This window comes from Paenibacillus sp. DS2015, from assembly GCF_050433705.1.
GTDB lineage: Bacteria > Bacillota > Bacilli > Paenibacillales > Paenibacillaceae > Paenibacillus_AQ.
The window spans coordinates 1-12,930 of the sequence record NZ_JBNPWS010000030.1 but is presented as its reverse complement, the minus strand read 5'-3'; the positions used below and the strand labels follow the sequence as shown (position 1 = coordinate 12,930).

Sequence of the window (12,930 nt, the reverse complement as noted above, 5' to 3'; positions counted from 1 at the left end):
GTCCTATGAGGACGACGAATTCGTATATCCTTATAGTAACGAATTATAGATATCCCGCTTCGTTACCCCACGATCCGCAGCCACTTTCTTCATGGCATCTTTTCGCGACATACCCTCCTTCTCGTAACGATCGACGTGATCTTCCAAAGATAACTCCTGCCACCACGCATCTCTAAGCTTTTGCTCCTCTTCTTCGCTTGCACCATCTACAACAAGCACGTACTCTCCAATGGGTGGATGGCTCTCTAACCATGTTAGACACTCTTCCACGCTTCCACGTACCCATTCTTCATATCTTTTCGTTAATTCCCTAGCAAGTACAATTCGTCGATTTCCTAGCGACTCCAGTAAGAATCCTAGCGTCTTTATGACACGATGTGGAGATTCATAGAACAGCAATGTCCCTTGAGAGGATTTAAGCGTTGATAACAACGATTTAATATCCTTTCGCTCTCGAGGTAGGAATCCAACAAAAGTAAATCTTTCAGTTGAAATTCCTGATGCAATAAGAGCCGTAAGCGCAGCGTTGGCACCTGGAATGGGAATGACCCGTACTCCTGCTTCGAGCGCCAATTTAACAAGGTCTGATCCAGGGTCCGAAATAGCCGGTAGTCCTGCATCGCTGACCAGCGCTAAATTTTTTCCTTCTATTATATATCTAATGAGTTCAGGTCCACTTGCAGCTTTATTATGCTCATGGTAACTGAACAGCATAGAAGGTGAGATATCAAAATGGGTTAATAGTTTACGCGTCTGTCTTGTATCTTCCGCTGCAATAATGTCGCACTCCTTTAATATCCGCACAGCACGAAAAGTCATATCCTCTAAATTACCAATGGGTGTCGCTACAAGATACAACGATCCACTTACAACCGCCTCTTTTTCCTGAAAGCTGCTTTGCCTAATTAGACTCATAGTTCTCCCTCTTTTGATCCGTAATAGATATCTAACATCTCTTGGCAGTATTCATTCTGATCATTATATACAATCAGCGGTGGTAGAATTCTTACCTCCGGTTTACCATCACGAAGAGCTTCAATAAGCACCATATTCGCCTCTAGGTGAGCACGAGGATGAACGAAGCGAATTCGCTTCGGCTCAAGTCTATAGGTTCGCATTAAAGTCATTAACTCACCTAAGCGTTGCGGCTTATGTACCATATTGACTTTGCCACCTGGACGAACAAGACGTGAGCAGGCTTGTAATACTTCATCTAATGTACAATTAATTTCATGACGAGCTAGCGCATGGTGTGAATTCAGTTTCATGTCACTCCCATTCAGCGGCATATAAGGAGGGTTAACAGTAATCGCATCATATACACCATGTCCTGTCTCCGTATGTAGTTCCCGTAAATCCCCTTCTCTAATGAGAATTGACTCTTCTAGATGATTAAGCTGCACGCTTCTCCGTGCCATATCAGCTAGCCTGGGTTGAATCTCAATACCCTCTATATACGCCTTCGTTCTTGAAGTTAGTAATAGTGGAATAACACCATTTCCGGTACATAAATCAAGGATACGACCTTTAGGTGGGACACTAGCAAATCGTGCTAACAGAACAGCATCCATGGAGAAACTGAACACTTCGTCACTTTGGATAATATGGAGATCGTGTGTAAGTAAATCATCCACGCGTTCCGACTCTTGTAAATTAATATTCTCTATATTCATACACTCAATCCTTACAATTCATATTTATTAAGCAAGTAAAAACGACTTTGCCTTCCCACAAGGACGACATTTGTTTATTAATGAAACATTAGTACCGTATAATCTTTCTAATATTTAAAAAAACCGTAGGCAAATTCCCTACGGCTTGTTATTTATTCAAAAAGGAAAGACAAAATAGACAATCGCCTTCTGTTCGTAAGTGTCCATAATAGACATTACAAATATGGAAGCCTTCATGATACAACCTAGCGAGGTTATCATATCCTTCACCTACAACGTCCTCTGGTAGAATAAGATCTACTGAGGCATGCGTCGGCGAAGAACTAACGACTCCATTTTCAGCAGGCTGTACTTCTCTTTTTAGAATTTTGCGAAGTTGTTCATTCTCAAGAATTAGTCGGTTATTATCCTCCAATAGCTCCTTGATGACCAGCTTCAGTTCACCCAAATTACTGTGCATTTGTCCCATTTGTGCTTCCATTTCCTGCATGCGTAGAAATACATTTTTCTTCTCCAAGTTTCCACCCCGAAAGTAACCTTCTATGGTCTACTTGATGACAACATCATCCATTGGAAGTTCTTTAACTTTGCCAAGTTCAAATATTTGAACATGAACACTACGACTACCCGCATTAATACCAACTACCTTACCGTCACCTAAAGAAGTAACGACGAATTTCCCGACTGCCGGCAGTTCTTCTCTTACACTTTCGTAATTATCATGCTCAAACTTGAGGCAACACATGAGTCTTCCACACAAACCGGAAATTTTAGTTGGATTTAGCGACAAGCGCTGATCCTTCGCCATCTTGATTGATACTGGTTCGAAATCTCCGAGCCAAGAGGAGCAGCATAGAATTCGTCCACATGGGCCAATACCACCCAACATTTTGGCTTCATCCCGTACACCGATCTGTCTAAGTTCAATCCTTGTTCGAAAAATACTCGCAAGGTCTTTGACAAGCTCTCGAAAATCCACTCTTCCTTCAGCTGTGAAATAAAATATAATTTTATTCCGGTCAAACGTAAATTCTACATCAACGAGCTTCATTTTAAGTTCGTGGTCTCGAATTTTATTTAAACAGGTAGCAAATGCATCCTTGGCCGCCGTTTGATTCTCCTCCACTATAACAGCGTCAGATTCACTGGCGATTCGGATAACCTTTTTCAGTGGTAATACCACATCCGATTCTTGCACCTCTTTTTTCCCAACCACAACTTTGCCATATTCAATCCCGCGCGCTGTCTCAACGATCACGCTATTGTCTTTCAAAATTGGAAAGTCCAATGGATCAAAATAATATATTTTACCAGCTTTTTTGAAGCGCACACCCACTACACTGTACAAAAAACTAACCCCCTTGCATCACATCATGGTGATACCGTAAACTTCGAGCTACTGGATTATTATCCACCCAGCCCAATTAGAAACTGTTCCAGACAGAGTTGAGCATTCACATTATAACGTAGCTTCTTTTTACTTTCGGCGGCTAGATCCATATAGGAGATCCACTGTGCCGTCGTTCGTGTTGAAGCATGTGACGTCAAGAACTCTAGCTGATCTATAAAAACGATACTTTCGTGCCTTTCATATTGAACATGAAGCATATCTTTGAACCACAAATGGAATAAGTTAAACAAAATATCCAAGTGATCTGAGAGCCCAGCCTTAAACAACTTAGTCCCCATAGTGATAAAGGGCGAGCTGCCTTTGCCTATACACTCCTTACCTAATTGTAACACTACATTTCTAATTTCTGCAAACGTATTCTGTTCAAGGAGTGTCCTACATCCTTCCAATCCTGAGGATAAATGAACTGCACAGCGAATTAGTGGCGAAGGATAGCCTTCATCACTCAAAACTTGGAACATCATCGCAGGGCTAAGTGGGCTAAAAGGAACCCTCTGCGTCCTTGATTGAATCGTCGGCAGCATAGCTTGTCCATTCTCGGCAATCAGAATAGCGACTGCAGGAATTGGAGGTTCTTCCAGAAACTTCAGCAAACTGTTTGCAGCTTGATTTGTCATTTTGTCCGCTTGATCGATAATATATACTTTCGGATTTTTAGATTCCGAACGATAGGAAAAGACCCGCTGTAATCCACGGATCTGCTCAATTTTAATCGAAGCCCCGTCGGGAGAAATTAGATGTAGATCTGCATGATTACCATGTTCCACTTTGCGACACTCTAGACAATGCCCACAGGCATCATCCTTACATTCGGTACAGAAGATCGCCTGTGCAAAGGTTATTGCTGTCTTCAGCTGTCCACTACCTCCAGGACCACTAAATAAATAAGCGTGGCTCACATGATCCTTGCGTAGTCCATTCTGAAGCAGTTGCTTCACAGCATCCTGACCTATAATATCGTTAAAAGGCATACATTCTCACTTCCTAGTATTAACTCTGCAATTCGCCTGCTGGGTGTTAGAAGCTTAAGTTAATCAGCATACCACGAATTTCACCCATACGCTGCAGCAAATCGATTTTACCTTCTTCACTCTCTAAAAGCTCCTCTGCCATGGCTAGTAATGCAGAATCGATCTCATCAATTAATTTATAACGTTTGCCACGACCCCGTCGGTCCCAGCCACGAGTATCCTTCATCGTAATAGCCTGGCGAACAGTATCTTCAAGAAATCGTTTGACCATCGAGCGATAGGCTTTCAATTCTCGAATCGTCATGGATCGAGCCAGACGATCACCCTGCATTTGAATTTCTTTAAAGCGACGTCCTAATTCTTCCTGTGTAGCTTGCTGTCCTTTTTGTTGAATAACATCAGAGAATGACTGTTGAGGAATGGGTTTAGATCCGCTCTCCGTAATAGGAAGCTCACTTTTAATAGGTCTATAACCTGGATTTATTTTCAAAGAATAGCACCTGCCTTCATTATAACCATGAAAGAAATAGATTAAAAATGCTCAAAACGCTCTACAGGCAATACGAACACCGTTGCCCCACCTACTTGAACTTCTACTGGAAGTGGCAAGTACGAATCTGTTGTCCCACTCATAGGTGTTACGGGTGTAACCAACTGTTCACGTACCTTGCAGCTCTTATTAATAACACTCATTACAGACTCTATCTGATTGTCGTCTACCCCGATCATAAATGTGGTATTACCTGCACGCAAGAACCCTCCTGTACTAGCAAGTTTCGTAGCACGAAAATTAGCCTTCACCAATTCTCCTGATAGTCTGTTGCTATCCTTATCCTGAACAATCGCAACGATTAGCTTCATCTTGCATTCCCTCCTCATTATAATAGGGTCAATAACGACTATTGCCTCTTCTATACTACACTATTTGACAGAGATCATTATAAATCCTTTAAAATACCCTTCTCCATCGCTTGAATAATGTCTTTTTCTATCTGTTCTGGTGTTTGCGATGCATCAATCACAATCATTCGATCTGAATATAGTTCCACTAGCTTTCTATAACCCTCGCGAACCTTGTGATGAAACGCTAGCCCTTCTAAATCGAGGCGATTCACTTCCCGCTCCATACTAGCAGCAATGCGAGATAAGCCAAGCTCTGGCTCAATATCTAAGTAGAATGTTACATCAGGTAGAAGAGAGTCAATTGCAAACTGGTTCATGTTCCACACTTCCTCAATTCCAAGTCCCCGAGCATATCCCTGATACACAAGGCTGCTATCTACAAAACGATCACACAGAACAATATTACCCGCCTTTAGTGCCGGTTCTACCTTTTCGACTAAATGCTGACGCCTTGCAGCAGCATAGAGTAAGGCCTCTGTCCTTGCATCCATCGCTGTATTATGGGGATCAAGAATAATATCACGGATTTTCTCGGATATCTCAATCCCACCAGGTTCCCTTGTAAGAAGATGAGTCAGAGATCGTCTGTCTAAATAAGCACTTAATCGACTAATGACGGTTGTCTTACCCGATCCTTCGCCACCCTCTAGAGTAATAAATTTACCTCTTACACGATTTTCGTTCATTATTTTTCCTGCTTTCTAACCCTTTTATAGACATTGATGGTGTGCAGTTTCGGATCAGCAGCTCCCTGGCATTTAGCCCCCGCTTTGGCAATTGTCATTAATTGCTGACTAACCTTAGCTGTGATTTCCTCACCCGCATATAATATGGGTATACCTGGCGGATACGGAGTAATCATCTCTGCTGCAGTTCTCCCTGCACACTCTTCTAATAATACAGGTTCAATCATTTCTGTAGGTGTTGATGCGAGTCCAAAAGGAACAGGAAGTGAGTAATTTCCCAAAAAAATGTTCCACGTGGAAAATTCGACAGCATTAGTGTTATTAACTATGCCCCGTTCATATCGCCCGTGGGCATCATCCATTTCTATAGATATATGCTGTACAACCTCCAAAAGGTGCCTAGCATCCTTCATTGTGGATCCCACACTAAAGAGCAAGACGACATGCCACGCGTCGCTCATCTCAGGGATGCAGCCGCGCGACTCTAAGCGGCGTTGAAGCTCGTAGCCGCTCAGGACCCCGGAGTCGTCATATATGACGACCTTAAAGGGGTCCTGCGTCGCATACGCCGCAAGCGAAGCTAGCGGCGGCGCTGCACTGCCCGCCGCGGCGTTGCCGGCGGACGCCTCCCCGGGCTGCGGCGGCTGCAGCAGCCCGAAGCGCGGCAGCTCCGCGAGCCCGCGCTTGAAGGCCTCCACGGCGGCGAGCCCCGCCGTGAAGGTGCCTGCGCCCCCCACGTGCAGCTGGCGGCGGGCTAGGTCCAGCGAAGCCATCACGGGGTATGATGGGCTGGAGCTCTGGACCATCGCGAGCCGCTGCCGAAGCAGAGCGCGGTCGATCCGTTCACCCTGCACATGCAGCATCGCGCCCATCGTGAGCGCGGCTAGCATCTTGTGTGTTGACTGCACGACACCATCGGCTCCGCAAGACAGTGCACTTGGCGGTAGCTCTGGATGCTGACCATAATGAGCACCATGTGCCTCATCCACAAGTAAAGGAACATGATAGCGATGACAAATGTCTGCCATCGTCGCAAGGTCGCTACCCATACCATAATAATTAGGCATCGTAACAAGTACACCCTTAGCTTCTGGATAAGCGAGTAAAGCTTGTTCCACCGTCTCATTAGAGGGCGCAATCGCTAGTCTAGTCGTTGGGTCGACTTCCGGTTGCAAGAACACCGCTTGTGCTCCCGCTAACATCAGACCATGAAGCACGGATTTATGCACATTCCGCTGGACCAATAACACATCCGCTGGACCACACACGGTTAAGATCAACGCCAAGTTCCCTACCGTACTACCACCTACGAGAAAATAGCTCTCCTCTGAACCAAAACATTTTGCCGCTAGCAACTGCGCATCACGAATAATACCCTCTGGATGATGGAGATCATCCGTACCTGTAATTTCTGTAACATCTATCTTCATCACATCCGACAATAATCCAGCCCCACCATAAGAAGTATAAGCTTGACCATTTTTATGACCAGGGACATGAAAAGAATCATCATCTCTCTGCGTATATTCTATTAAAGCCTCATATAGAGGTACACTACTAGCTAGTTCACTCTCTTGAATATCATATCCTACTTGATGTTCGTCACACTTTATATCACGAAGACTAGCTATGTCTTCATTTAGGACAGTCACTGCTTTTCTACATTTTATAGACATGAATTGCCTGATTCCCTTCATACATAGGTATATACGCTATTTTAGCGCAATTCAGACATTCCGCCTATGCTTAACGGTCATTTATTCATTACCTTCTTCTATTGTATAATCTCTTAACCTACATCACAAACCCATTCCCCTCCATTAAGCAAAGGGTAAGCTAATACATCATCCATAGAACAAAATCGGTTCACCCAACATATCGTTATACTTTCTAATTATTCTAAAAAAAGAGCAGCTCGAGGCTGCTCCCTATTCTTGCTATCCTATTTCTATACATTAACCTGCTCACTAATTTGTTTCATTTGATGAATAAAAAAACGATATCTGACTTCCTCCGCATTCGTATGCACCATTTCCGATTCGCAAGCCTCGCAAATAAATTGAGAAAGAATACGTATTCCCTCTTCTTTATCTTGCCCGCAAATAATACAGACGTGTTCGGTTTGATTTTCCATATCAACCATCCCACCTTGTCTCTTTTCCTATCAGTATGCTACAGTTTCTATTATTTTAAACCTTTTCATAGAACTTTCATATTCTCATGATCAGGGCGACCATTACCTTAACATGTGTATTCAGCCCACTCTTATGAAGTGTCTGTACCGTTTATATCTTTACAAAAACTACTCATTAACCGATATATTTATTATAAGAAACCTCAAGGAGGAGAGTAGTGTTATATGATAGGAGAAACCGAAGCGAGCGCCACCTTTTATCAATACAAACTTATTAAAAAAGTACCCGTATCCAAGACATTACTGATGTGCTACATGCTTCTTCCCTGTATCGCATTGATTATGGAAGTCACTTTGCTTCACTGGACAAGTATTTTTTATTTTATTTTAGCTGCACCCATTGTTCTATGGATTCAATATGTCATATCTCGTTCTGTATTATTAATTGCAGGATTTCATTATCATAAAAGATGGGGGTTTTCCCTCAAGTTACCTTGGCTTGGCTACATGCCTAATCAACACATTAGCTATTCTTTATTTCGTAAAGTTTATTTCCATACGGGATGGATTGGCTTAGTTGTTCCTATTATCCTTATCTTCTGGTCTCCAGTATCCTTTATCATTTCCTTTTTATTCTGGCATGTCTGGTACATACTACCGAAACTATATATCTATGCAAAACTATCCCGTAAGAGAAAAGATGGCATGATTAAATTTAACGATAAAGACATTTCCTACTACCAGCAATAAAGGTATATCCCGAGGCTTCAGAATAAAAAGAAGATCCCCTTTCTAATAATGAATAAACTGGACCCACTGTCAAGGACACTTGAAAAAAGAGGGTTAGGCTAGATTTAATAGATGATTCCTGTACTGTACAGGAGTCATCTTTTTTAGTCCCCATTGATATCGATGATGATTATAATAACGGATATAACGATTAATTTCTTGTTTCACTTCGGCAAAAGTCATACAAGTTCGACTCTTCACATGATCCTTCATATGCCCAAAATAGGACTCCTGCGGAGCATTGTCCCAGCAGTTTCCTCTCCGTGACATCGACTGTCCAAGGCCCTTTTGCTTCAATAATCCTTGGTAGACTGGACTCGTATAGTGGCACCCTTGATCGGAATGGACGAAGGCCTCCTTATGGAGCTTCAAGCGCTTTTGTCTCATTAGTATTTGAATGGTTTCTGTAGCTAAAGGCAGTTGGAGAGACTCGGAGAGGTTATGAGCTAGCAGTTCACCTGTGGAGGCATCCAGAATGGTCGATAAATAAGCCGTCTGTGATTTCCCATACGGAAGATAGGTAATGTCGGTGAGCAAGACAAGACCAGGGATGCCTTGCTTGAAGTCCCTCTTCAGCTTATTAGGAAGCGTACGATGTTCTTGTGTGGCTTTGGCCATAAGCCGATACGGATTAGATTTCCGATGAGGACATACGAGGTTAAACTTTTTCATGAGCCTTCGAATACGCTTCAGGTTGTAACACGTATCATATTCGTTTTCCAACGTCATCTTAATTGATCTGGCGCCCTTTTTGTAACCTCTTCGCTTGAATGCCTTCTTAATGAGTGCGCCTGCTTGCTCATCCGCCTGTGCATGCTTGTGGCGTTTGTTAGCAGAGCTTAAGTAGTTGTAATACCCCGTTTAGTAGCTGGCAGAGGTAGCGTGTCATTCGTCCTAAGCCTTGTTGAACAGCCTCTTGAATCAATTTAAAACACTCACTCTGGTTTAGATTTTTTCTGTTTGCTAACAGCCTCCTTTCGTTCCTGTCTGACTTTTTTACGTATTCAAGCTGAGCCTCCAGAAGCCTAATCTTCGCTTCTTGTCTGGCAATGATCTCGTCAGAGGATAAATTCTGTTTTGAAGGGCGCAGCACGGCTTCTTTACGTGAGTCTGCAAGCCCAATAATTCCATCTTTCTCATAACCTTTCTTCCAGCGATCTGCGCACTGTTCGATGCGCTTCATCCCGAGAACCTCAACAGGAAACCCACTTGATTCGAAGATCTCTCTTGGCGTTCTCCTTAACATGTATTGTTCGATGAACAGCCTCTTGAATTCATCTGCATACGTAATTGATTTTTCACTGGCACGTAAGACGTACGGGTTGTTAGATAACTGTTCTTGTTCATATTTATTAAAGTATTTTTTACTCATACACTCGCCCCCACTATTCATTCCAGTATACAAAAAAGTACCCATACACTAAACACCTTTTTTAAAAGTGTCCAGTGTATGGGTACCAGTATAGAAAGAGAATCTTCTTTTTGTTCCGAACTATTTATTTTCCAGACTACGTATGACGGACTTATCAGCATTTTTAGGCACCATAATCATAAAGAAATCATCATGAATCGTTATTTGAACCACACGATTGTCCTTAATAAAAACTCGTGATGCATCGCTCTGCTCATCTTCATTCTCCTGCCAACCCCATTCATTAATGGTTTGCAAATAGACATCAGGAATACCTTCCTTTTCCTTTAGTCCTGGCAGCGAGTAACGAACGTAATTCAACTCCGAATTTCCAGTAGGCCGATCTGTCTTGCTTGCTACGTTAGGTACGGGGAACGTTTTTTCGTTAGCTGCACCCTCATAGGAATCCCAAGAAATTTCAGAACTATTGCATCCGGTAAGAACCATCATTATCATACACAACAGAACGAGAGCACGTAGCCATGTTTTTCCACGCATGTATGTCCTCCTTAACCATTTCGCAACACCTGCGAAAGTTTTCATTCTGCCTTGTTAGCACCATCTGTCTTCGTTAGGAGATGGGTGTCCCCTTTTTATACTTTATTATTATACTTGCTCCCCTATGACCATCGGTAACAAAAATGTTACATTCTTCAACGGTAACTCTCTATTACTTGCATAATTATCGTATAATTTCTATAGATGAGTGATGCGATTATATCATCGTTTTACCTCAATCTTCGTCTATCGTAAGACCTACCCCCAGTTTAAAAATATACTACTATAAAACAATCACTTGAATCCAGTCTACTTACCTAACCTCCGGTACAGAACGTCTGAATCTCACACGAATATAAAGCTTCGCTTAATTAATCAGTCACCAGCTAAGTTTTTAAGAAGCCTCTTTCCTTTCATCCCTTAATTATAGGTGCCTAAATAGTTTCATTAAGTACACCGGTGGATTCATTCATCCTATTTCCTATATCCCCACCTCATTAATATAGTGATCTTCAAGATTAGTGAGAACTATGACACATAGGCCTTTTTATTAGAACGATATTCTCGTTCTCCCATTTCGACCTAATACAAGACGGCACCAAGCATGTGACAGGTCATATATCCGTCAATAAAGCGTTCTAACCTATAGACCTTATCACTTAATCAAATCATACAAAGGACTTAGAAACAAGTGAATTCCATATTTGTAATCGGGCGATAAAAAGATACGCTAATAACATTATTATTCAAGTCCACAAAGTAAAGACCCTAATAGGAACTCATTTACTACTTATATACTCAGGACAATACATAGCCAAAATGAAGGATAGTTCAAACATAAGGTACTTGTCCAACATGATGATCCGCTCTATATAAAATCATGCCTTGTTTTAGAAGTATATCCAAACTCAATTTGAGAACAAACTTAGATCTTTGATTCTTCGACGCATAAGAAACATGAAATCTTTACCAACCGGCAGAATAAAAAAAATCCCCATTACCATTCTTTTCTTATTCTTTGTTTTATATTCTCACATCAATTGAAATACATAACGCACTAATTAATAGTACTCCTAAATTATGCCTTATGGCTTGTATTGTATCTCTCTTATCAATAAAAGATATCCACAGGTTCATTTTAGACTTTATATTCACGATTAATCAACACTCTTATGGATTGTGGATAACTTATTATCTTCTTATTGTTACACCTGTTTCCAATATCACATATCACATACTTCTATATTTGCTGTTTTATCGTGTTCATCCATCTGTTACCCAGATTATTTTCCTTCTTGCTTATGACTAAATTTCTGATTGTATTAGCCTAAATAGGTCTGCACTATTCTTTAACATATCCATAGAATCATATGTCTGACTGAAGTCCTCAATGCCTACATAACCATCATAGCCAACAGCCTTCAAATCCCTCATCACTTCAATCCAAGGCACTATACCCTTGTCAATCGATGCCCACTGAGCCTTCCACGTTTGCTCTTTCCATGTTGCAGTGTCACTCTGATGATTCCTACACCATATCGCATTCTTAAAATGAACATGACCTAAATAGGGACCCAATAATTGTAGACCCAAACGATAATTCTCGAATCCCTCGAACACCATATTACCAGGGTCATATAACACACCCACACGGTCAGGGTTAAGTGATTGAACTAACCTATATGCAAGACTGGCACTTGGTGCAATTGTCTTATGGTGTGTCTCTACTAACGCCTTGACCTTATACTGTTCAGCTAACTCCTGTATCTGTGCAAGATATCTAGTAGCCAAGTCATATAGATCGTTATAAGAGGTCTTACGATCATATGTAGGTACGCCTACCCTAACCATAGAAGCCCCAAGACGAGAAGCAACCAGCATTGCCTGTTCAGCCGACTTCATATCACCGCAGGTAAGATAAGGGACAAGCGCAATAGATTGCATACCACAGCTTAAAGCTGCCTCTGTAAAGATTGGGAGCTCCGCCTCCCACTTAGATGGATCTATAGAACAACGATTATTTCTCCAAAAAGATGGATCCTCAAGCAACGCGTCTTCAGGTATACCCTTAAAACGCCACTCTATACCCTCTATACCGACTAAAGAAGCTGCTTTAGCAAATTCAGTAGGTGTCATATCAGGTACAGACACTGTAAAAACAGATAATTTCATATTTTCGTATATCCCTTCTGAGCAACCCAACCCTCATAATAAATACGATAAAACTGAATGCGCTTTCACAATACATTTCAAATATTGTTGCTTAGGAAATAATTAAATCGTAGCATGATTCAGAAATAAAACCTCCGTTTAGTCTACAAAACATAAAAACCACTGTCGATAAAATCAACAGTGGTTTTTGCTTGGCGACGTCCTACTCTCCCAGGACCCTGCGGTCCAAGTACCATCGGCGCTGGAGGGCTTAACGGTCGTGTTCGGGATGGGTACGTGTGG

13 protein-coding genes, 1 rRNA gene and 1 pseudogene are annotated in these 12,930 nt (G+C 41.9%); 1 reads left to right on the top strand and 14 read right to left on the bottom strand.

Annotation, left to right across the window (positions count from 1 at the left end; genetic code table 11):
- Window positions 1-30: 30 nt before the first annotated feature.
- The 10 genes from rsmI to J2T13_RS20485 all read right to left on the bottom strand — a co-directional run bounded on the left by rsmI (window position 31) and on the right by J2T13_RS20485 (window position 7,778).
- Window positions 31-915 carry a 16S rRNA (cytidine(1402)-2'-O)-methyltransferase gene (gene rsmI / locus J2T13_RS20530; RefSeq protein WP_429374231.1) on the bottom strand — a complete coding sequence of 295 codons (885 nt, stop codon included), beginning with the start codon at window positions 913-915 and terminating at the stop codon, window positions 31-33.
- Window positions 912-1,673: a tRNA1(Val) (adenine(37)-N6)-methyltransferase gene (locus J2T13_RS20525; protein WP_429374230.1), complete on the bottom strand. Its 762-nt coding sequence runs from the start codon at window positions 1,671-1,673 to the stop codon at window positions 912-914. The genes rsmI and J2T13_RS20525 overlap by 4 nt, the downstream gene beginning before the upstream one ends.
- 148 nt (window positions 1,674-1,821) lie before the next feature.
- Window positions 1,822-2,190 (bottom strand): DNA replication initiation control protein YabA, encoded by a 369-nt coding sequence (yabA, locus tag J2T13_RS20520; protein ID WP_429374229.1) that lies wholly within the window; start codon window positions 2,188-2,190, stop codon window positions 1,822-1,824.
- Window positions 2,191-2,220: 30 nt separating this feature from the next.
- Window positions 2,221-3,021 (bottom strand): PSP1 domain-containing protein, encoded by an 801-nt coding sequence (locus tag J2T13_RS20515; RefSeq protein ID WP_429374228.1) that lies wholly within the window; start codon window positions 3,019-3,021, stop codon window positions 2,221-2,223.
- A 59-nt stretch (window positions 3,022-3,080) separates the two neighbouring features.
- Window positions 3,081-4,055 carry a DNA polymerase III subunit delta' gene (gene holB, locus J2T13_RS20510; RefSeq protein WP_429374227.1) on the bottom strand — a complete coding sequence of 325 codons (975 nt, stop codon included), beginning with the start codon at window positions 4,053-4,055 and terminating at the stop codon, window positions 3,081-3,083.
- Between the two features lie 46 nt (window positions 4,056-4,101).
- Window positions 4,102-4,545, bottom strand: coding sequence for a YaaR family protein (locus tag J2T13_RS20505; protein WP_429374226.1), 444 nt, complete (start codon window positions 4,543-4,545; stop codon window positions 4,102-4,104).
- Between the two features lie 41 nt (window positions 4,546-4,586).
- Entirely contained in the window at window positions 4,587-4,916 is a 330-nt protein-coding gene (locus J2T13_RS20500) for a cyclic-di-AMP receptor (RefSeq protein ID WP_044879173.1), read from the bottom strand.
- 77 nt (window positions 4,917-4,993) lie between these two features.
- On the bottom strand, window positions 4,994-5,644 hold the full coding sequence (gene tmk / locus J2T13_RS20495) for a dTMP kinase (protein ID WP_429374225.1): 651 nt from the start codon (window positions 5,642-5,644) through the stop codon (window positions 4,994-4,996).
- The gene (locus J2T13_RS20490; RefSeq protein ID WP_429374224.1) at window positions 5,644-7,320 is read right to left on the bottom strand and encodes an aminotransferase class I/II-fold pyridoxal phosphate-dependent enzyme; all 1,677 of its coding nucleotides are present in this window, start codon (window positions 7,318-7,320) and stop codon (window positions 5,644-5,646) included. Before J2T13_RS20490 ends, tmk begins: the two co-directional genes overlap by 1 nt.
- A 272-nt stretch (window positions 7,321-7,592) precedes the next feature.
- On the bottom strand, window positions 7,593-7,778 hold the full coding sequence (locus tag J2T13_RS20485; RefSeq protein ID WP_429374223.1) for a sigma factor G inhibitor Gin: 186 nt from the start codon (window positions 7,776-7,778) through the stop codon (window positions 7,593-7,595).
- Window positions 7,779-8,003: 225 nt separating this feature from the next.
- Here J2T13_RS20485 and J2T13_RS20480 point away from each other — a divergent pair, with 225 nt between their 5' ends.
- Window positions 8,004-8,528, top strand: coding sequence for a hypothetical protein (locus tag J2T13_RS20480; RefSeq protein WP_429374222.1), 525 nt, complete (start codon window positions 8,004-8,006; stop codon window positions 8,526-8,528).
- Window positions 8,529-8,621: 93 nt separating this feature from the next.
- Here J2T13_RS20480 and J2T13_RS20475 read toward each other — a convergent pair.
- The 4 genes and pseudogenes from J2T13_RS20475 to rrf all read right to left on the bottom strand — a co-directional run.
- A pseudogene (locus tag J2T13_RS20475) lies at window positions 8,622-9,939 on the bottom strand (IS3 family transposase).
- A 120-nt stretch (window positions 9,940-10,059) separates the two neighbouring features.
- Window positions 10,060-10,476, bottom strand: coding sequence for a hypothetical protein (locus tag J2T13_RS20470; RefSeq protein WP_429374221.1), 417 nt, complete (start codon window positions 10,474-10,476; stop codon window positions 10,060-10,062).
- A gap of 1,305 nt (window positions 10,477-11,781) precedes the next feature.
- The gene (locus tag J2T13_RS20465; RefSeq protein WP_429374220.1) at window positions 11,782-12,648 is read right to left on the bottom strand and encodes a sugar phosphate isomerase/epimerase family protein; all 867 of its coding nucleotides are present in this window, start codon (window positions 12,646-12,648) and stop codon (window positions 11,782-11,784) included.
- A 189-nt stretch (window positions 12,649-12,837) separates the two neighbouring features.
- Window positions 12,838-12,930, bottom strand: a 5S ribosomal RNA gene (rrf, locus tag J2T13_RS20460); the annotation flags it as partial.